Annotated in this window: 17 protein-coding genes; 11 read left to right on the top strand and 6 right to left on the bottom strand. The window is 72.9% G+C overall.

The window, feature by feature from the left end; genetic code table 11:
* Positions 1 to 11 precede the first annotated feature (11 nt).
* Positions 12 to 2,840, bottom strand: a complete 2,829-nt coding sequence (locus SAM23877_RS14915; RefSeq protein WP_053132373.1) for an SUKH-4 family immunity protein — start codon at positions 2,838 to 2,840, stop codon at positions 12 to 14.
* A gap of 7 nt (positions 2,841 to 2,847) precedes the next feature.
* Positions 2,848 to 3,882: an SMI1/KNR4 family protein gene (locus SAM23877_RS14920; protein WP_079030213.1), complete on the bottom strand. Its 1,035-nt coding sequence runs from the start codon at positions 3,880 to 3,882 to the stop codon at positions 2,848 to 2,850.
* A gap of 275 nt (positions 3,883 to 4,157) precedes the next feature.
* Between SAM23877_RS14920 and SAM23877_RS14925 the strand changes: the two genes are divergently transcribed.
* Both SAM23877_RS14925 and SAM23877_RS14930 read left to right on the top strand, forming a co-directional pair.
* Positions 4,158 to 4,688, top strand: a complete 531-nt coding sequence (locus tag SAM23877_RS14925) for a YwqJ-related putative deaminase (RefSeq protein ID WP_053132379.1) — start codon at positions 4,158 to 4,160, stop codon at positions 4,686 to 4,688.
* A gap of 74 nt (positions 4,689 to 4,762) precedes the next feature.
* Positions 4,763 to 5,257, top strand: a complete 495-nt coding sequence (locus SAM23877_RS14930; RefSeq protein WP_053132383.1) for an SUKH-3 domain-containing protein — start codon at positions 4,763 to 4,765, stop codon at positions 5,255 to 5,257.
* Between the two features lie 82 nt (positions 5,258 to 5,339).
* On the opposite strand, the gene SAM23877_RS14935 is transcribed toward SAM23877_RS14930, so the two are convergent.
* Complete coding sequence (locus SAM23877_RS14935; protein ID WP_053132387.1) at positions 5,340 to 6,662, bottom strand: sensor histidine kinase; 1,323 nt, start codon at positions 6,660 to 6,662, stop codon at positions 5,340 to 5,342.
* A gap of 448 nt (positions 6,663 to 7,110) precedes the next feature.
* Here SAM23877_RS14935 and glmU point away from each other — a divergent pair, with 448 nt between their 5' ends.
* From glmU to SAM23877_RS14960, 5 genes are all read left to right on the top strand, one after another.
* Complete coding sequence (gene glmU, locus SAM23877_RS14940) at positions 7,111 to 8,559, top strand: bifunctional UDP-N-acetylglucosamine diphosphorylase/glucosamine-1-phosphate N-acetyltransferase GlmU (RefSeq protein WP_079030214.1); 1,449 nt, start codon at positions 7,111 to 7,113, stop codon at positions 8,557 to 8,559.
* A gap of 133 nt (positions 8,560 to 8,692) precedes the next feature.
* Positions 8,693 to 9,667, top strand: a complete 975-nt coding sequence (locus SAM23877_RS14945) for a ribose-phosphate diphosphokinase (protein WP_053132394.1) — start codon at positions 8,693 to 8,695, stop codon at positions 9,665 to 9,667.
* 206 nt (positions 9,668 to 9,873) lie between these two features.
* Positions 9,874 to 10,470 (top strand): 50S ribosomal protein L25/general stress protein Ctc, encoded by a 597-nt coding sequence (locus SAM23877_RS14950; protein WP_053132397.1) that lies wholly within the window; start codon positions 9,874 to 9,876, stop codon positions 10,468 to 10,470.
* Between the two features lie 75 nt (positions 10,471 to 10,545).
* Positions 10,546 to 11,181, top strand: coding sequence for an aminoacyl-tRNA hydrolase (gene pth, locus SAM23877_RS14955; protein ID WP_063482259.1), 636 nt, complete (start codon positions 10,546 to 10,548; stop codon positions 11,179 to 11,181).
* 66 nt (positions 11,182 to 11,247) lie between these two features.
* The gene (locus tag SAM23877_RS14960; protein ID WP_079030215.1) at positions 11,248 to 11,751 is read left to right on the top strand and encodes a hypothetical protein; all 504 of its coding nucleotides are present in this window, start codon (positions 11,248 to 11,250) and stop codon (positions 11,749 to 11,751) included.
* A gap of 82 nt (positions 11,752 to 11,833) precedes the next feature.
* Here SAM23877_RS14960 and ppc read toward each other — a convergent pair whose 3' ends face one another.
* Complete coding sequence (gene ppc / locus SAM23877_RS14965) at positions 11,834 to 14,569, bottom strand: phosphoenolpyruvate carboxylase (protein WP_053132404.1); 2,736 nt, start codon at positions 14,567 to 14,569, stop codon at positions 11,834 to 11,836.
* 292 nt (positions 14,570 to 14,861) lie between these two features.
* On the opposite strand from ppc, the gene SAM23877_RS14970 reads away from it, so the two are divergent.
* Genes SAM23877_RS14970 through SAM23877_RS14980 form a run of 3 tightly spaced genes read left to right on the top strand, consistent with a single transcriptional unit; the run spans position 14,862 to position 17,742 of the window.
* The gene (locus tag SAM23877_RS14970; RefSeq protein WP_053132407.1) at positions 14,862 to 15,872 is read left to right on the top strand and encodes an acyl-CoA desaturase; all 1,011 of its coding nucleotides are present in this window, start codon (positions 14,862 to 14,864) and stop codon (positions 15,870 to 15,872) included.
* Positions 15,869 to 16,543 carry a TetR/AcrR family transcriptional regulator gene (locus tag SAM23877_RS14975; RefSeq protein ID WP_053132409.1) on the top strand — a complete coding sequence of 225 codons (675 nt, stop codon included), beginning with the start codon at positions 15,869 to 15,871 and terminating at the stop codon, positions 16,541 to 16,543. Before SAM23877_RS14970 ends, SAM23877_RS14975 begins: the two co-directional genes overlap by 4 nt.
* Before the next feature lie 23 nt (positions 16,544 to 16,566).
* Positions 16,567 to 17,742, top strand: coding sequence for a CaiB/BaiF CoA transferase family protein (locus SAM23877_RS14980; RefSeq protein WP_053132412.1), 1,176 nt, complete (start codon positions 16,567 to 16,569; stop codon positions 17,740 to 17,742).
* Between the two features lie 58 nt (positions 17,743 to 17,800).
* Here SAM23877_RS14980 and SAM23877_RS14985 read toward each other — a convergent pair whose 3' ends face one another.
* Positions 17,801 to 18,634, bottom strand: coding sequence for a trans-aconitate 2-methyltransferase (locus tag SAM23877_RS14985; protein ID WP_053132414.1), 834 nt, complete (start codon positions 18,632 to 18,634; stop codon positions 17,801 to 17,803).
* Positions 18,635 to 18,750: 116 nt separating this feature from the next.
* Here SAM23877_RS14985 and tamR point away from each other — a divergent pair, with 116 nt between their 5' ends.
* Positions 18,751 to 19,248, top strand: coding sequence for a MarR family transcriptional regulator TamR (gene tamR, locus SAM23877_RS14990; protein ID WP_053132417.1), 498 nt, complete (start codon positions 18,751 to 18,753; stop codon positions 19,246 to 19,248).
* 57 nt (positions 19,249 to 19,305) lie between these two features.
* Here the strand turns inward: tamR and SAM23877_RS14995 are convergent, their stop codons facing one another.
* Positions 19,306 to 20,079, bottom strand: a complete 774-nt coding sequence (locus tag SAM23877_RS14995; RefSeq protein ID WP_053132420.1) for a response regulator transcription factor — start codon at positions 20,077 to 20,079, stop codon at positions 19,306 to 19,308.
* Positions 20,080 to 20,161: the final 82 nt, after the last annotated feature.

A 20,161-nucleotide genomic window follows, 5' to 3' on the forward strand; every position in this document is an offset into this window, starting at 1 on the left:
GTGACGGCCCGTCACAGCAGCCCGTCCCACATCTGCTCCAGCAGCACCGACCACCAGCTCTCCGGCGAGCCGAGCGCCGCCGGGTCCAGCGCGGCCAGCTGAGCCTGGAAGTCCACGGTCCAGCGGCCCGCCTGCTCCTGGTTCAGGCCGAACCGCAGCCGCCACATGCGGCCCAGCAGGGCCAGGCTGCGCGCGAACTCCGGCAGCCCCGTGTTCACGAACTGCGGCGGCACGGGTGCGCCGCCCGGGCCGGCCTCCACCGGCACCGCCACGATGGCCGCCGTGCCGTACTGCACGCAGATGGCCCGGCCGAAGTCACTGCCCACGACGAGGTAGGAGCCCGCGTCCGAGGCCGGCTGCACCCCGCGCTCGGCCGCCAGCTCCGCCAGCGTCGGCACCGGGCGGCCCGGCTGGGCCTGGGCCCAGAAGAACGGGCCCATGTCCATCGGCAGACCCGCCGCCACCAGCGTGTGCGCCACGACCGGCGGCACGCCCTGGCGGGAGACCGCGGCCTGCTCGAACCGGAAGACGCCCGGGCCGAACGCGCCGCCCAGCTCCTGTCCGATGGCCTCCGGCGGAACCGGCGACGCCGGCTGCACGTGCGGCAGCGGGGCACGCACCGGCGCCGGCCGGGCCGGTCCGTCGGCGACCTGGTGCAGCTCTCCCTGGTGTTCCAGCAGTTGCTGCATGCCCTGCTGCCGGCTCGCGTGGTCCGTGCCGTACGGGGCGATGGAGGTGATCCGCGCCTGGGGCCACTGCTCGCGGATCATCCGTGCGCAGTACGCGCCCGGCAGCTCGCACGACTCCAGCTCCGTGTGCAGCTCCAGCACCTGGTCCGGCGGCACGTTCATGGCGCGCAGCTCGTGGAAGATCTGCCACTCCGGGTGCGGCGTGCCCGGCGCGGAACGCCGGATCAGCTGCTGCTCGGAGCCGTCCTGGGCGCGGTAGCGCAGCACGGCCTGGTAGCCCGGGCCGACGGTCGGCAGACCGACGGGCGGCTGCGGATAGCCGTACGCGGGCGGCTGCCCGGGCGGGCCGCCGGGCACCGGTCCGCCGGGCGGCGGCATGGCACCGGGCGGCGGCATGGCACCGGGGGGCGGCATGGCGCCGGGCGGCATGGGCTGTGCGGCGCCGGGGACACCCGGAGCGCCGGGCGCTCCCGGGACGCCAGGAGCACCCGGCGGCGGCGGAGGCGTGCCGGGGCCGCCCACCGGGGGCGCTGCCAGCACGGTCTGGGCGTGGTGCACGGCACCGCCCGGGCCACCGGAGGAACCCTGGCGGCCGGGCGCACCGGGAGCAGCGGGAGGCGGCGGCGTACCCGGGCCACCGGGAGCACCGGGAGCACCGGGAAACGGAGGCGTGCCCGGCCGGCCGGAAGCCCCGGGTGCACCCGGCGCACCCGGCGCACCGGGAGGTGCGGGCGGCGCCGGGGGTCCGGGCTGCTGGGGCGCGCCGCCACCCGTCCGGCCGGGGTCGGCCAGCATCGTGGCGGCGTGGTGCATCCCGCCCGGGGGCGTGCCGCCCGGAGCACTCGGCGGAGGCGGCGTGCCCGGGGGCATCCCGCCCGGGGGCGTCCCCCCGGGAACGCTCGGCGGAGGCGGCGTACCCGGCGCCCCCTGACCGGCGGGCGGCTGCGGCGCGTTCGGCGGAGGCGGCGTACCGGGGCCGCCGCCCGGGCCCTCGGGACCGAGCGACGACACCAGCTGCGTCGGCACGTAGCCGCCCGCGGGCGCTCCCGGCCCCGACGGCGGGGGCGTACTTCCGGGACGTGCGCCCGGCGCGCCGGGCGCACTCGGCGGAGGCGGGGTGGTGGAGCCGCCGCCACGGCGCGGCGGCGGGGTCGCCTTGCTGGTCGCGGCGTCGGCGATGTCCCCGGCGTCCGGGGGCAGCGGCCGGGCCGGCGTGGCGGACGCCCCCGCACCGGCCGTCGGCCGCGGTGCGGGCGGGGACGCGGGCGGCGGCGTGCCCGTTCCCGCGGGCGCGGCCGACGCGTTCGGGTCCTCGATCGCCGGGGCGACCGCCGTCGGCGGAAGCCCGCTGCCGCCCGACAGCAGCGCCGTCTTGGCCTCCGGCGTCGCCGAGGGCGGCGGCGCGTCGCGGTCCGCGCCGCTCAGCGGCGGCGCGAACACGGTCTCGGGCAGCGGTACGGAACGGTCCTCACCGGCGTCCGCGTTGGTGTCCGTCCCCGCCCAGGGCGTCGCCCCGGCCGGTGCGCCCGGCGCGCCGGACGCGCCCCCGCCCGTACCGGAACCACCGGAACCGGCGGCCGGCCACACCGCACCGCTCGACTGCGCGTCGGCCGAGGCCGCGGGGGCCGGCGGCGCGGCGGGGAACGCGGACGGCGCGGGCGTCGTCGGCACCCCGGCCTGCGTCTCGGGAAGCGCCCCGGGCCCCGGGTCGGTACGGACCCCGGCACCGGCGGTACCGGCGCCGGCCGCGACGCCGTCCTCCCGCCGCCGATCCGGAATGCCCAGCTTGTCCGCCGCCTCCTGCAACCACTCCGGTGGACTCAGCAGGAACGACGTCTGGTTGAGGTCCACCCGCGCCGCGGGCGCCGGCACCGGCTCTTCGGCCTCCTCGGGACGGCCGTACTCCTCCTCGTACCGGCGGATGACCTCGCCCACCGGCAGCCCGGGCCACAGCGTCGCCTCGCCGCTGTCCCGCGCGATCACCAGTCGCTGGGCACCCCCGTCCGAACGCGGCCCGTCCGGACGGTCCTCGGCCCACACCACGAACCCGAGGTCGAACTCCCGCACCCGCACCTCGCGGTGCTGGTACGACGGCAGCTCGCCGTTGACCCACTCCTCCGCGCGCTCCTGCGCCTGCGCGAACGTCACCATCGTCAGCTCACTCCCCTACCGAAGACGCGGAGGACACGGCGGACGCCGACGGCGCGGCGGCCGGCGACGCCACCGGCACCGCGCGCGCGAACCCGCCGTCCACCATCAGGTTCGCCACCGTCTCCAGCTCCGGCGGAGACCCCGCGAGCCGCGACAGGAACGCGTCGAAGTCCTCACCGCAGGGCCGCAGCAACCGCTCCACCCGCTCGGCGGGCGGCAACGCGGGGTCCACGTCCCGTACGTCGTCGTACGCGCAGAACCACACCGAACCGATCCGCTCGCCCTTCACCTTCACCGCGAGCAGACCGCCCTGGACGAACGCGACGCCCAGGTAGTCCTTGGTCAGATGGTCCCGCAGACACTTGTTGACGTAGACCAGGTCGTTGACCGCCGCCTCCTCACGCACCGTGAAGAACGGCTGGTCCACCAGCAGCCCCAGTTCCGCGTCGAGCGCCGTGCCCACCGGGGCGCAGCCACCCGCCGCCTTCAGGAACGACCGGTACGCGCCCGGCAGCCGGTACCCGAGGTCCTCCTCGACCTCCTGCACCTGCTGCTCCGACACCGCCACCCCCGACTTCGGCAGGCCGAAGTGCGCCGGACGCGTCTCCTGCAACGGGCGGGTGCCCCGCTTGGCCTGGTCCACGGCCGCCGTCGCGATCCCGCCGTGGTGCCGCAGCAGCGCCTTCACCTCGACCGGGACCAGCTCCATCCGCCGCGAACCGGCCACGTGGTGCCACGTCCAGCCGTGCGGCGTCGCCACCGCCGGCACCGTGTCCCACAGCTCGTGCCCCGACGCCGACAGCGCCGCGTTGGCCGACACGTAGTCCGTCAGCCGCAACTCGTCGACGCCGAACCCCTCCGGCGGGTCAGCGATCTCCGCGACCGCGCGGGCGTACGGCGAGAAGACGGGGTAACCGCCCTCGTCCACCCGTACCCCTCTCGGGTGACGGGCCGCCCGCACCGGATCCGGGAAATGCACGACCTGCCCGGCATAGGCCGCGTTCGGCGGCGCGGCTTGTTGCCCGAGCCGACCTGTCGTCATGGCGGTTGCCCCCTGCGGCGTCTGTCTGATCTGTCTGCACTGTCTGGTTCACCGCACGCGATCGCGGTGCCGACAGCCTATGCGGTACGGCAAGAGGGGTCACCGGCACCGGACCCGGTGCCCGACACGCCCACCTCCGCTTCCGTGACCAGCCGTCACCCTCCCGTGACACACCGCCCATACCCGGGCGTGTCACCACGCCCCAGCTTCCGCAGCAGCCACGGGATTTGGCACTCTGTGACCTCCGGGGGGATGCTCAGGAGGGGAAGACGATCATGAGTGCGACACAGACGGGGCCCGACACCGGGCGGTCCGGCGGCCCGCGCGGCGGCGATCCCCGCGTCGGCTGGAGCAGCACGGAGGGCCACCACGCACCGGTCCTCCAGCACCGCCGCGACGGCATTCTCCCCACCGTCGCCGCCGCCCTGTCGGTGCGCGGCACCACCCTCACCGGCACCGCCACCCGGGCCGACGCGCCGCCCGCTCTGCACCCTCTCGTGCAGGACTTCCTCGACACCCTCACCAGTGGCCAACGCGACCGTTACACCGGCCGCTGCGCCGAGACGATCCTCATCTCACGGCACCTGGCCACCGCCGACGCGGCCCGCAGCAAACGCGCCGCGCGCAAGCCCATGACCAACGGCGAGGCCCGCAAGGCGCTCAAGCACTCCAAGCTCACCACCCGCCGCATCCGCGAGGACGGCGACCCCCTGCACGGCAGCTTCGCCGCCCCGTGCCGCGCCTGCACGGCCCTCAGCGCCCACTTCGGCGTCCGCGTCGTCGACCCCACGACGCACGACGACTGACCCGCCGGCCACCACCGAGGACCGAGCCGCAGGGCCGCCAGCCGCCAGAGCCGACCGAGACGAACCAAGGGCAGATGCAAGCCGACCGCACCTCCACCACCCGCTTCCCCGTCCCCGTCGACGCCGCCCTGCGCGACGCCGGCTGGCTGCCCGGACGCTGGGACATCAAGCAGGCCGAGATCTGGGCCGACACCCTGCGCGAGCACACCTCGCCCGCGGGACACCGCCACACCGTCTTCCCCGCCGCCGTCGAGGCCTGGGCCGAGTTCGGCGGCCTCCACATCGCCCCCACGGGTCCCGGCCGCCAGATCGCCCCCGCCGTCCTGCACCTGGATCCGCTGCACGGCCTCCACATGGCCCGCACCCTCGGCGACCTCGGCCGCGCCCTCGACACCCGGACCTGCCCCCTCGGCATCGAGACCGACAGCCAGGCCCTCGTCGCCATCGACACCGAAGGCCGCGTCTACGCCCTCGACCACACCGGTGACTGGTACCTCGGCCCCGACATCGACCAGGCCCTCGCCACCCTGGTCGCCGGCACCCAGCCGACCCGCCTCACCACCGGCTGACCGGCCCCCTACCGGCCGGCCCGCCCCCACCGGCCGGCCCGCCCACCACGGGCCGGCCCGCCGCACCGCCGCCCGACCGGCCCTACGACGAGGCCGGGATCACCGCCGACACCCGAAAACCCCCCGCGTCCGTCGGGCCGGACACGAACACACCGCCCAGCGCGGCCACCCGCTCCTTCATCCCCACCAGCCCGTTGCCGCCCGACGGCAGCCGCGCCGACGAGGCGGAGGCCGGCTCCGGCGGCGGCTCGTTCTCCACCTGCATCGCGATCTCCGACACCCGGTGGGCCAGCCGCACGTACGTCTTCGCGCCGGCCGCGTGCTTGTGCACGTTCGTCAGCGCCTCCTGCACCACCCGGAAGGCCGTCGACTCCACCGCGGCCGGATAGGACCGCTCCTCCCCTTCCACCGACAGGTTCACGACCATCCCGGCCGCCTCCGACTGCCCGATCAGCTCGTCCAGCTCGGACAGGCACGGCCCGTCGGCGGGTGACTCGCCGTCCCCCGCGGCCCGCGAGGCCGCCGCCGCGGCGGCCGCCCCCACCGCAGCCAGCGGCACCGACGCCCGCTCCCCGCGCACGCCGTCCCCGCCGCTGCGCAGCACCCCGAGCATCTCCCGCAGCTCCGTCAGCGCCTGCCGCCCCATGTCCCCCACCAGCGCGGCGTTCTTCACCGCCTTCTCCGGGTCCTTCCGCGCCACGGCCTGCAGTGCGGCGGCATGCACCACCATCAGGCTCACGCGGTGCGCGACCACGTCGTGCATCTCCCGCGCGATCCGCGTCCGCTCCTCGTTGCGGGCCCACTGCGCGCGCTCCTCGGCCCGCTCCGCGAGCAGTTGCAGCTCCCGCTCCAGACTGTCCGCCCGCTCCCGCAGGCTCTCCATCAACCGGCGCCGCGCCCCCACGTACATGCCCAGGAGCAGCGGCGGAGCGGTCACGCCCAGGGACGTCCCGATCGACGCGAACGGGAAGAACCAGTCCCCGAAGTCGACGCCGTCCCGCGCCATGTCCTGCCGCAGGCGCACGAACGTCACGATCAGCGTGCCCAGGAACGACATCCCGGCCAGCGACCCGATGATCCGGCGCGGCAGCTCCGAGGCCGCCAGCGTGTACAGGCCGACGACGCCGAGCAGGAAGCCCATCTCGGCGGGCGTGATGGCGATCCCCACCAGCACGACCGCGATCGGCCACTTCCGCCGCGCCACCAGCACCGAGCCGGCCAGCAGCCCGAAGACGACCCCCGCCGCCAACGGGATCCCCGCGTCCCGCGCGAACGGGACCCCCTCCGCCGCGCACTCCAGCGCGGACACGGCGCCGAGGCTCACATCGAGCACCGCACCGCGCCGCCTGTCCCACCACCAAGGCCCACCCCGGGCCGGTGCGTGTTCTTCCCCCGTCGTGGTCATGCCTCCCAGCCTACGGGCGGCGGGCGCCCCATTTCCGGTGACTTTCGACAAACGATAGGACGCGATACCCCTCGATCTCCCGGGTGCCGGTACGGCCGTCCACGGAAGCGGGGGATTCGGCACGCGGACGTACCGTCGCACGGAAGGCACCTGGTACGGCATAGTGTTGGGTGCCGCCTCGGCGAACTGACGCTATGTCCGGTTCAGTCGAGTTCCGTCCCCCATGGTGTAATCAGGCAGCACTGAGGGTTTTGGTCCCTTAAGTTCAGGTTCAAATCCTGATGGGGGAGCTGCCGCTTTCCGGGCCCTGGCATCCCTGCCGGGGCCCGCACTCATGTCCGCCGGGGCCCGCCCGCGCGCCCGCGGGGCCCGCGCCCATGCCCCCCACCGACCACCCCGGTATCCTGCGGATGTCCACCCCCACCCCCCAAAAGCCGAAGGGCATCCCGTGAGCGCCATTCGCCCGGCAGCCGTCGTCGTTCTCGCAGCGGGTGAGGGCACCCGTATGAAGTCGGCCACCCCCAAGGTCCTGCACGAGCTGTGCGGCCGGTCCCTCGTCGGCCACGTGCTCGCCGCCGCCGGTGAGCTGGACCCCGAGAACCTGGTCGTCGTCGTCGGACACGCCCGTGAGAAGGTCACCGCGCACCTCGCCGAGGTCTCCCCCGACGTGCGCACCGCCGTCCAGGAGCAGCAGAACGGCACCGGGCACGCGGTGCGGATGGGGCTGGAGGCCCTGGGCGGCACCGTGGACGGCACGGTCGTGGTCGTCTGCGGTGACACCCCCCTGCTGACCGGCGAGACGCTCCAGGCCCTCGCCGCCACCCACACCGCCGACGGGAACGCCGTCACCGTGCTGACCGCCGAGGTGCCGGACGCGACCGGGTACGGCCGGATCGTGCGGGACGGGGCCTCCGGTGCCGTCACCGCGATCGTCGAGCACAAGGACGCGTCCGAGTCGCAGCGGGCGATCCGCGAGATCAACTCGGGCGTCTTCGCCTTCGACGGGCAGCTGCTCGCCGACGCGCTCGGGAAGGTGCGGACGGACAACAGCCAGGGCGAGGAGTACCTCACCGACGTCCTCGGCATCCTGCGCGAGGCCGGGCACCGCGTCGGCGCGTCCGTCGCCGGGGACCACCGGGAGATCGCCGGGATCAACAACCGTGTGCAGCTCGCCGAGGCCCGTCGGATCCTCAACGACCGGCTGCTGACGCGGGCGATGCTGGCCGGCGTGACGGTCGTCGACCCGGCGACCACCTGGGTCGACGTGACGGTGACCTTCGAGCAGGACGTCATCGTCCACCCGGGGACGCAGCTGCACGGCTCCACGCACCTCGCCGAGGGGTCCGAGGTCGGTCCGAACTCCCGGCTCACCGACACGCGGGTCGGCGCCGGTGCCCGGGTGGACAACACCGTCTCGGTCTCGGCGGCCGTCGGCCCCGAGGCGACCGTGGGCCCGTACGCCTACCTGCGTCCCGGTACCCGTCTCGGGCTCAAGGCCAAGATCGGTACGTACGTCGAGACGAAGAACGCCTCGATCGGCGAGGGCACGAAGGTCCCCCACCTCTCCTACGTGGGTGACGCGACGATCGGCGAGTACTCGAACATCGGCGCCGCGAGCGTGTTCGTGAACTACGACGGGGAGAACAAGCACCACACGACCGTCGGCTCACACTGCAAGACGGGCTCGGACAACATGTTTGTGGCTCCTGTCACGGTCGGGGACGGCGCCTACACCGCCGCCGGCTCGGTCATCACGAAGGACGTGCCGCCCGGTTCGCTGGCCGTGGCCCGTGGCCAGCAGCGGAATATCGAGGGTTGGGTGGCCCGGAAGCGACCGGGGAGCGCGTCGGCGAAGGCGGCCGAGGCGGTCACCGGGGAGGCCGGCGGCGAGGGCTGACCGGAAACCGGCGCGTCGAACACGGCGTACCGTGATAGGTGCACATCCGCACCCCACCAGCTGAGACGCCCCCGCGGCCAGTCGGGAGAGCGCCCGTGACGCTCAGCTGCGAAACCTCTGAGGAGAACGTGCTGTGACCGGGATCAAGACGACCGGCGAGAAGAAGATGATGTTCTTCTCCGGCCGCGCCCACCCCGAGCTTGCCGAGGAGATCGCCCACGAGCTGGGTGTCGGGGTCGTTCCGACCAAGGCCTTCGACTTCGCCAACGGCGAGATCTACGTGCGTTACCAGGAGTCGGCGCGCGGTGCGGACTGCTTCCTGATCCAGAGCCACACGGCCCCGATCAACAAGTGGGTCATGGAGCAGCTGATCATGATCGACGCGTTGAAGCGCGCGTCGGCCCGCTCCATCACGGTCATCGTGCCGTTCTACGGTTACGCGCGGCAGGACAAGAAGCACCGCGGACGTGAACCGATCTCGGCGCGTCTGATCGCGGACCTGATGAAGACCGCGGGTGCGGACCGGATCCTCGCCGTGGACCTGCACACCGACCAGATCCAGGGCTTCTTCGACGGTCCCGTGGACCACCTGTTCGCGCTGCCGCTGCTGGCGGACTACGTGGGTGCGAAGGTGGACCGCTCGAAGCTGACGGTGGTCTCGCCGGACGCCGGCCGGGTGCGGGTGGCGGACCGCTGGTGCGACCGTCTGAACGCGCCGCTGGCCATCGTGCACAAGCGGCGCGACAAGGACGTGGCGAACCAGGTCACGGTGCACGAGGTCGTGGGTGACGTGAAGGGACGTATCTGCGTCCTCGTCGACGACATGATCGACACCGGCGGCACGATCTGCGCCGCGGCGGACGCGCTGTTCGCGCACGGCGCGGAGGACGTCATCGTGACGGCGACGCACGGTGTGCTCTCGGGCCCGGCCGCGGACCGGCTGAAGAACTCGAAGGTGAGCGAGTTCGTCTTCACGAACACGCTGCCGACGCCGAACGAGCTGGAGCTGGACAAGATCACGGTGCTGTCGATCGCGCCGACCATCGCGCGTGCGGTGCGCGAGGTGTTCGAGGACGGTTCGGTGACGAGCCTGTTCGACGAGCAGTGAGCGTCGTGCGGTAACCGCCGCGCGGGGCGAGGTCCCTGATCGTTTTGGGTACGGCCTCCCTCTCCGAGTAGACTGGACAAGTTGCTCGGCGAGGGAGGCCGTACCCGTTTTCCGCGGGTGTGGCGGTCCGTTATCGACGCGCTCTTCGTAGCAGGCCGTTCGTGGCCGGGTGACCACGTCCGTTCCTATCTCTACGAGGAGTGATCATGTCCGAGGTGAAGATCGCCGCCGCCACGCGCAGCGAGTTCGGCAAGGGTGCCGCCCGTCGCATCCGTCGTGACAACAAGGTTCCCGGTGTCCTCTACGGCCACGGTTCCGACCCGATCCACCTGACGCTGCCGGGCCACGAGCTGCTGCTGGCGCTGCGTACGCCGAACGTGCTCATCGCGCTGGACATCGACGGCAAGTCCAACGAGCTGGCGATCCCGAAGTCGGTCCAGCGCGACCCGATCAAGGGCTTCCTGGAGCACGTCGACCTGCAGCTGGTGACGCGCGGCGAGACGGTCAGCGTCGAGATCTTCGTGCAGACCGAGGGCGAGCTGGCTCCGGGCGGCAACCTGCTGGAGCACGTGCTGAACGCGCTGCCGGTCGAGGCCGAGGCCACGCACATCCCCGAGTCGGTCACGGTCTCCGTCGAGGGCCTGGAGGCCGGCGCCTCCATCCTGGCGAAGGACATCCCGCTCCCGGCCGGCACCAAGCTCGCCGTCGAGGACGACACCGTCGTCCTCCAGGTCCTGGCCGCGCAGGCCGAGGAGCCCGCGGCCGAGGGTGAGACCGAGGGCACCGAGGGCGCCGAGGCCTGATCCTCGCCCCACGGTCAACGTCGGTCGGCCGCTGTTCCCGCGGGGGCAGCGGCCGACGCGTATGTGCGGACGGTCATGGCGGACGGTCATGGCGGACACGAAGGAGACAGGGACGTGACGACGGACGCGGGTGCGCCCTGGCTGGTGGCCGGTCTCGGCAACCCGGGCCCCGAGTACGCCGCGAACCGGCACAACGTCGGTTTCATGGTGGCGGATCTGCTGGCGGAGCGGATCGGGGCGCGGTTCAAGCGGCACGGCAAGGCCCAGGCGCAGGTGGTCGAGGGGCGGATCGGGCCGCCGGGGCCGGGCAACCGGCGGGTGATCCTGGCGAAGCCGATGTCGTTCATGAACGTGTCGGGCGGGCCGGTGACCGCGCTGCGGGACTTCTACAAGGTTCCGGTCGGCAACATCGTGGCGGTGCACGACGAGTTGGACATCGACTACGGCGTACTGCGGCTGAAGCTGGGCGGCGGGGACAACGGGCACAACGGGCTGAAGTCCATCACGAAGGCGCTGGGTCCGGACTACCACCGGGTGCGGTTCGGGATCGGACGGCCGCCGGGGCGGATGCCGGTGGCCGATTTCGTGCTGCGGGACTTCTCGTCGACGGAGCGCAAGGAGCTGGACTACTTCGTGGACCGGGCGGCGGACGCGGTCGAGGCCCTGGTCATCGAGGGGCTGGAGCGGGCGCAGAGCACGTACAACTCCTGACGTACAACTCCGGACTTGTCCGGTGATGGCACGCAGGCAAGTTGACCGAGCGCACAGGTATGGCCAATGATCCCGGCCATGCCCGCCTCCGCCGCCGCTCGTCCCCGCCAGGCCTCCTCCGCCCTGCTGCGATTCGGCCGGATCGCGGCGATGGGCGCGGTGACGGTGCTGATCCTGATCGCGGGTGTCTGGGCGTCCTGGGGTACGGCGCAGCACGTGCTGCTGACCAAGGGCCGGGAGCAGGGCACCGTCGAGGTGACGCGGTGCGAAGGGGGTTCGTGCAGCGGGCCGTACGTGCCGGTGTCGGCGGGGTCGCAGGCGCGGGAACGGGTGGTCCTGGAGGATTCGGTCGCCGTGACCGAGGGGCGGACGTACACCGTGGTGGTGAAGCCCGGCGGGGACGCGGTGCGTTCGGGCCCGGCTGGGGTGCTCTACGCCTGGGTGCCGCTGGGCGGGGCGCTGCTCCTGGCGTCGGTGGTGGTGGCGGGTGGCCTGCGGCGGACGCGGGCGGCGTGGGTGATGGCGGGGGCGGGAATCGCCCTGCTGACGGCGGCGTTCCTCGCGGTGTGAGGTCCCGGCGTGCGACGTGACGGTGCCCCCGTGCTCCTGGTGAGCGCGGGGGCACCGTCGTCCGTGCCGGGGGGGGTGCGGGTCAGCCGGTGTTGCGCAGGCCCGCGGCGACACCGTTGACGGTGAGCAGGAGGGCCCGGGCGAGCAGCGGGTCGGCTTCCTCGCCCGCCGCCGCGGCCTCGCGCTGACGGCCGAGGAGGGCGACCTGGAGGTAGGAGATCGGGTCGAGGTAGGCGTCGCGGATGGCGAAGGTCTGCTTCAGGACCGGGTCGGCGTCCAGCAGTTCACTCTCGCCGGTGACCCGCAGGACCTCGGCGACGGTGAGCTCGTGCTCGGCCTTGATGGCGTCGAAGACGTGCTTCAGCTCGTCCGGCACCAGGGTGTCGACGTAGTGCTGGGCGATGCGCAGGTCCGTCTTGGCGAGGGTCATCTCGACGTTGGAGATGAAGTTGCGGAAGAAGTGCCACTGCTGGTGCATCTCGTCGAGGACGGTGTCCAGGCCCGCCTCGCGCAGTGCCTTCAGACCGGAGCCGACGCCGTACCAGCCGGGGACGATCTGCCGGGACTGGGTCCAGCCGAACACCCACGGGATGGCGCGCAGTCCGTCGAGCGAGACGCCCGAGCCGGGGCGGCGGGAGGGCCGCGAGCCCAGGTGCAGGTCGGCGAGCTGGTCGACCGGCGTGGAGGCCAGGAAGTACGTGGGCAGGTCGGGGTCCTCGACCAGCTTGCGGTACGAGGTGTGGGCCGCGTCGGAGACGACGTCCATCGCGGCGTCCCAGCGGGCCAGTGCCTCGTCGGACTGGCGGGGCGCGGTGTGCAGCGCGGAGGCCTGGAGGGTGGCCGCGACGGTCAGCTCCAGGTTCTCCCGGGCCAGGGACGGGATGAGGTACTTGTCGGAGATGACCTCGCCCTGCTCGGTGACCTTGATCTCGCCCTCCAGGGTGCCCCAGGGCTGGGCGAGGATCGCGTCGTGGGTGGGGCCGCCGCCGCGGCCGACGGTGCCGCCGCGGCCGTGGAAGAGGCGCAGGCGTACGCCGTAGCGGTGGGCGACGTCGCGCAGGCGGCGCTGGGCGCGGTGGATCTCCCACTGCGAGGTGGTGATGCCGCCGAACTTGGAGGAGTCGGAGTAGCCGAGCATGACCTCCTGGACATCGCCGCGCAGGGCGACCAGGCGCCGGTAGGAGGGGTCGGAGAGGAGGTCCTCCAGGATGGTGTCGGCGGCCTTGAGCTCGTCGGTGGTCTCCAGGAGCGGCACGATGCCGATCTTCGCCCAGCCGGCGTGCAGGTCGATCAGGCCGGCCTCGCGGGCCAGCACCGCCGCCGCGAAGACGTCGTCGGCGCCCTGGCACATCGAGATGATGTAGGACTCGATGACCTCGGGACCGAACACCTCCAGCGCGCGCTTGACGGTCTGGAAGACGCCGAGGGTCTTCTCCCCGGCGGCGTCGACGGGCGCCGGGGTGGGCGCCAGCGGCCGGCGGGACCGCAGCTCCTTGGCGAGCAGCTTGGCGCGGTACTCGCGGGGCATGTCGGCGTAGCGCCAGGACTCCTCGCCGAGCCGGTCGAAGAGCTGGCCGAGGGCGTGGTGGTGGGCGTCGGCGTGCTCGCGGACGTCCATGGTGGCGAGCTGGAGGCCGAAGGCGGCGAGCGTGCGGATGGTGCGGGCGAGGCGGCCGTCGGCGAAGAGGCCGCCGCGGTGGGCGCGCAGCGAGGTCTGGACGATGCGCAGGTCGTCCAGGAGCTCGGCGGTGCCCAGGTAGTCGTGGCCGGCCTCGTGGGGGGTGCCCTTGGCGAGGCGCTGCTTGGTGTTCTCCAGCTTCTGCCGGATGCAGGTCGCCTTGAGCCGGTAGGGCTCCTCCGCGTTGAGGCGCTTGTAGCGGGGGCTGATCTCGGGGAGCCGCTCGAGGTCGGCCTGGAGGGAGGTGAGGAGTTCCTCGGTGGCGCCGGTGTAGCGGATCGAGTTGGAGAGGAAGCCGCGCAGCTCGTCGATCATCTCCAGGGCGTCGTTGATGCCGTGCTCGTGCTGGAGGATGAGGACGTCCCAGGTGACCTGCGGGGTCACGTTGGGGTTGCCGTCGCGGTCGCCGCCGATCCAGGTGCCGAAGGTGAGCGGGCGGGTGTCGTCGGGGAGCTTGACGCCGGCTCGCTCCAGCTCCGCCGTGAGGTCCTCCAGGACGTCGCCGACGGCGTTCGCGTGGAGCTCGTCCAGGTAGTAGATGGCGTTGCGCGCCTCGTCGGCGGGTTCAGGGCGCACGACGCGGAGTTCGTCGGTCTGCCACACGAGGTCGATGTTCTCGGCGAGGCGGATGTCCAGGCGGCGCCGGTCGGACTCGATGACCGGGGTGTCCAGGAGGGCGGCGATGCGGCGCAGCTTGTTCAGGACGGAGCGGCGGGCGGCCTCGGTGGGGTGCGCGGTGAAGACGGGGCGCACGTTGAGGTTGCGGACGGTGTCGCGCAGGTGCTCGGGGTCGGCGTCCTTCAGGCGGTCCGCGGTGCGCGCGAGCAGTCCTCCCTCGGCGGCGCGCCGGGCGCCCAGTTCCCGGCCGCGGTGGACCTGCTCGGTGACGTTGGCGAGGTGGAAGTACGTGGAGAAGGCGCGGACCAGCTTGGCCGCGGTCTCCAGTTCGGTGCCGCGCAGCAGCTCGGCGGCGGCCTCGCCGTCCTCTCGGGTGAGTCGGCGCACCTTCTCGACGAGTTCCAGCAGCTCGGGGCCCTCCTGCCGCACCAGGGTCTCTCCGAGGAGATCACCCAGCCGGCGGATGTCGGCGCGCAGCTCGCTGCTGGTCGTCATGGTGGTCTGGTCGTCGGCACTGCTCACAGGTGCGGCTCCTTGCAGTGTTGAAGCTCGTCTGGGAGGGAACCCGGACGGCCGTCTCGCGCGGCGGGCGCCGCTTACCGGGCCGGACGTCCGGGAAGTAATCAGAGCGGACCGCGCTGTCCGACCGACTCCCAGGATAGGTGTCGGCCAGGACGCGCAGGCTCTCGGGCTCTTGCCGCGGCACCACGCGCTGCCATACTTACGTCGCCGTAGGTTACGGAACCGTAGGAACGAGCGCACGGTTATCGAGACCCGGCACCGGACATCACCCTCGACCCCCCAGGGGACGCGCATGACCACAAGTTCCGATGTGATCCCAGACGCTTCGAAGAATCCCGACGGCACCTCCGCGCCGTCCGCCACGCTGGGTGGTGAGCAGAAGCGGTCCCTCGAACAGATCACGCTGCTGCTGTTCATCACCGTCCCGTTCCTCGCGCTGGTGGCGGCGGTGCCGCTGGCGTGGGGATGGGGCGTGAGCTGGCTGGACCTGGGCCTGCTGGTCTTCTTCTACTTCCTGGGCTGCCACGGCATCACCATCGGCTTCCACCGTCACTTCACCCACGGCTCCTTCAAGGCGAAACGGCCGCTGAAGATCGCACTCGCGATCGCCGGTTCGATGGCCGTCGAGGGCCCGCTGGTCCGCTGGGTGGCCGACCACCGCAAGCACCACAGGTTCTCCGACGACGAGGGCGACCCGCATTCGCCGTGGCGGTACGGCGAGACGGTCCCGGCTCTGATCAAGGGCCTGTGGTGGGCGCACATCGCCTGGATGTTCGACGAGGAGCAGACCTCGCAGGAGAAGTACGCCCCGGACCTGATCAAGGACCCGGCGCTCCGCGCGATCTCCCGCCAGTTCGTCCTGTGGACGCTGGTGTCGCTGGCCCTCCCGGCGCTGATCGGCGGGCTGGTCACGATGTCCTGGTGGGGAGCGTTCACCGGGTTCTTCTGGGGGTCACTCGTCCGGGTGGCACTGCTGCACCACGTGACGTGGTCGATCAACTCGATCTGCCACGCGGTCGGCAAGCGCCCGTTCAAGTCGCGGGACCGCTCGGGCAACGTGTGGTGGCTGGCGATCCTGTCCTGCGGTGAGTCCTGGCACAACCTGCACCACGCCGACCCGACCTCGGCGCGGCACGGCGTGATGCGCGGCCAGCTGGACTCGAGCGCGCGTCTGATCCGCTGGTTCGAGCAGTTCGGGTGGGCCTACGACGTGCGGTGGCCGTCACGCTCGCGTATCGATTCCCGGCGGAACACGGACGAAGGCGGCTCCCGCCGCCGGAAGGAAACCGTCGAGGCGGCATGATGGTCGCTGTGGCGACCGACTCCAGCACTCCCAGCAATGACAAGCCGCGCCGCGCGCGCCGCACCCGGATGACCGGTGCCGAGCGCCGCCAGCAGCTGCTGGAGATCGGTCGCACCCTCTTCGCCGAGAAGGGTTTCGAGGGCACCTCGGTGGAGGAGATCGCGGCGAAGGCCGGGGTCTCCAAGCCGGTGGTGTACGAGCACTTCGGCGGCAAGGAGGGGCTGTACGCGGTGGTGGTGGACCGTGAGATGCGGCGGCTGCTGGACATGGTGACCAGTTCCCTGACCGCCGGCCATCCGCGCGAGCTGTGCGAACAGGCCGCCTTCGCGCTCCTCGACTACATCGAGGAGTACACGGACGGTTTCCGCATCCTGGTCCGCGACTCCCCCATTCCGCAGTCGACGGGCACCTTCGCCTCCCTCATCTCGGACATCGCCACCCAGGTGGAGGACATCCTGGGCCGCGAGTTCAAGAACCGCGGCTTCGACGCCAAGCTGGCCCCGCTGTACGCGCAGGCGCTGGTGGGCATGGTGGCGCTGACCGGGCAGTGGTGGCTGGACGTGCGCCGCCCGAAGAAGGCGGAGGTGGCGGCGCACCTGGTGAACCTGGCGTGGCACGGGCTGGACGGCCTGGAGCCCAAGCCGCGGCTCATCGGTCACCGCAAGAGCTAGCGCCGTACCGGGGGACAGCACACATGCAGCCGCTCCGCGGAGTCACCGTCGTCGCGCTCGAACAGGCGGTCGCCGCTCCCTACGCCAGCCGCCAGCTCGCCGATCTCGGCGCGCGGGTGATCAAGGTGGAACGTCCCGGCACGGGGGACTTCGCCCGCGCCTACGACACCCGGGCACGGGGTCTGAGCTCGCACTTCGTCTGGGTGAACCGGAACAAGGAGTCCCTCACCCTGGACATCAAGGACCCCCGCGGCGGCGAGGTGCTGCGCCGGCTGATCGCGGGCGCCGACGTCTTCCTCCAGAACCTCGCGCCGGGTGCGGCGGCCCGGGCCGGCCTGGGCGCGGAGGAACTGCGGGCCCGGCACCCGGAGCTGATCGTCTGCGACATCTCCGGGTACGGCGCCCTGGGCCCCTACGCGGACCGCAAGGCGTACGACCTGATGGTGCAGGCCGAGTCGGGGCTGCTGTCCGTCACGGGCACGCCGGAGGACATGGCCAAGGTGGGCATCTCGGTCTCGGACATCGCCGCCGGGATGTACGCCTACAGCTCGATCCTGGCCGCGCTGCTGGAACGCGGGCGGACCGGGCGGGGCACGCACCTGGACGTGTCGATGCTGGAGGCCACCGTGGAGTGGATGGGCTTCCCGCTGTACTACGCCCTCGACGGCGCCGAGCCGCCGCCCCGGGCGGGTGCCGCGCACGCGACGATCCATCCCTACGGTCCGTTCACGGCGGGCGACGGCAAGGTCGTCATGATGGCGATCCAGAACGAGCGCGAGTGGCGCGGCTTCTGCGAGACCTTCCTGGAGCGGCCGGAGCTGGCCGACCACCCCGACTACGCGACCAACGCCGGCCGCAACGCGCACCGCGAGACGCTGGGCGCGATCGTCGCCGCCCGTTTCGCGGAGCTGACGAGCACCGCGGCGATCGACCTGCTCGCCGCCGTGCCCGTGGCCAGCGCGCGGGTGAACACGCTCGACGAGGTGTGGGCCCACCCGCAGCTGGCCGCGCGCGGACGCCTGCACGAGGTGCCGACCCCGGTCGGGCCCGTACCGGCCCTGGCCCCGCCGGGACCGACGGACGAGGCGCCCCGCATGGAGGCGGTGCCCGCGCCGGGCGAGCACACGCGGGCCGTCCTCGGCGAGCTGGGCCTGTCCGCCGAGGCCGTCGAGGCGCTGGTGGCGGACGGGGTGGTGTGAGCGGCCCGGTCCGCTCGGCGGGGTGGCGCGGCGCGCCGTGCGCGGCCGGCCGCGCTGGTCACCGGCTCTGCTCCTTGCGGGCTACGGCGAAGACGCGGCGGAACGGGAACGGGGTGCCGTGCGCCCCGGCCGGGTAGGCGGCGCGCAGTGCGGTCCGGTACTCCTCGACGAAGGCGTCGCGGGCCTCCGGGTCGTCGTCGAGCACGGTGAGCACCGGCCGCAGTCCCGTCCCCTTCACCCAGTCCAGGACCGCGTCCTCGCCGGGCAGCAGGTGGACGTAGGTCGTCTCCCACACGTCGGCGGTGCAGCCGGCCGAGGTCAGGCGGTCGAGGTAGGCCTCGGGCGTGAGGACGGCGCCGTCGTGGCGCAGGGTGCCGGCGAGGCGGTCCCGCCAGCGCGGGGAGTGGGCGAGTTCGCGCATCAGGCGGTGGCTGGGGGCGTCGAAGTTGCCGGGCACCTGGAAGGCGAGGACGCCGCCGGGGGCGAGGCCGGCGATCCAGTCGGGGAAGCGGTCGGCGTGGCCGGGGACCCACTGGAGGGTGGCGTTGCTGACGAGGAGGTCGTACGGCTCGTCGGGCGTCCAGGTGCGGACGTCGGCGGGGGCGAAGTCGAGGCGTCCGCCCCCGGGTGTGGGGCCGGCGTACTCCCGGGCGCGTTCGAGCATCCGCGCCGAGTTGTCGTAGCCGGTGACGCGGGCGGTGGGCCAGCGGTCGGCGAGCAGGACGGTGACGTTGCCGGGTCCGCAGCCGAGGTCGGCGATGCGGGGCGGCCCGGCGGACGGCCCCCCGGTGAGGTCGGGTACGCGGGCGAGGAGGTCGGTGAAGGGGCGGGCGCGGTGTCCGGCGTGGCGCAGGTACTGGGAGGGGTCCCAGGTGGGGGCGGTGGCGGACATGGAGCCTCCAGGGTCGCGTCCGGAGCGGGTACCCAGCGTCACCGAGAAACTATCTCGACGTCAAGAGAATCGACGTCAAGAGACTTCACATCGACACAACCACTACACTGATCGTCATGGAGGACGAGGTCGATCGGCTGGTCGCAGCGTGGCGCCGGGAGCGCCCGGACCTCGACGTGGAACCGCTCGAGGTGCTGAGCCGGGTCAGCAGGCTCGCCCGGCACCTGGACCGCGCCCGTCGGCTGGCCTTCTCCGAACACGAACTCGAGCCGTGGGAGTTCGACGTCCTGACGGCGCTGCGCCGTGCGGGCACTCCGTACCAGCTCTCACCGGGGCAGCTCCTCACGCAGACCCTGGTCACCTCGGGCACCATGACCAACCGTATCGACCGCCTGGCCAAGAAGGGCCTGGTGGAGCGGCTGCCCGACCCCAGTGACCGGCGCGGCGTACTGGTCCGGCTCACGGACGAGGGGCAGGACCGCGCCGACCGGTCCCTGGCGGGCCTGCTGGACCAGGAGCGCGCGATCCTGGCCGAGCTCTCCCGCGCCCAGCGCAGCGAACTGGCGGCACTGCTGCGCCAGCTGACCGCCCCGTTCGACAACATCCCCGGCTAGGGCCTCGCGGGCGGGCCCCGCCCCCGGCGCCGGCCGGCCGGTGCTCACCGGCCTCGGTCAGGCGCTGTTGCTCTCCCGCGACCCGATGCGCTCGGTCGACCCCAGGTCCACCGGCCCCACCCCGGCCCGGCGGGCCAGTGCCACGGCCGCGAGGGTGGAGTGGACGCCCAGCTTGCCCAGCACGTTCTGCATGTGGGTGCGCACGGTGTGGGGGGACAGGTACAGCCGCTCGGCGACGGCCTTGCGTCCGAGCCCGGCCACCATGCAGCGCAGTACCTCGCGCTCCCGCGGGGTCAGCGACTCCACCAGCCGCTCGCTCTCGGTGCGGTGCTTGCGGGCTGCGGTCAGCTCCCGCAGGACGCCGGTGAGCAGGGCGGGCGGCAGATGCGTCTCGTCGCGCAGGACACCCCGGATGACGCTGAGCAGCCGCGACAGGGAGCAGTCCTTGGCCACCCACCCACAGGCCCCGGCCCCCAGCGCGAGGGCCGCCCGCCGGGGGTCGTCCTTCTCGGCGAGGACGACGGTCCGCACCGCGGGCTGCGCCGTTCGCACCCCGGCGACCAGCGAGATCCCGTCCACCAGCCCGTCCTCGTTGCCGTCCCGCACCGGCACGGCCGGGCGGGCGCCGGGCACCCGGCCGCCGAGGTCGGCGTCGACGAGCAGCACGTCGAACCGCCGCCCCTCGGACGCGGCCCGCTCCAGGCAGCGCAGCGCGGCCGGGCCGCTGCCGGCCGCGGACACGTCGACGTCGGGCTCGGCGGCCAGGGCGGCGGCGAGCGACTCGGCGAAGATGCGATGGTCGTCGACGACCAGGACTCGGATACGAACCACGAAACCCCCTCCCCCGAGCTCCTCCAGGAGCAGGGGATACCCATCGTCTGTCCGTCGTCGGAAGACGCCACCGGCACGGGTA

The sequence above is a fragment of the Streptomyces ambofaciens ATCC 23877 genome (assembly GCF_001267885.1).
GTDB lineage: Bacteria > Actinomycetota > Actinomycetes > Streptomycetales > Streptomycetaceae > Streptomyces > Streptomyces ambofaciens.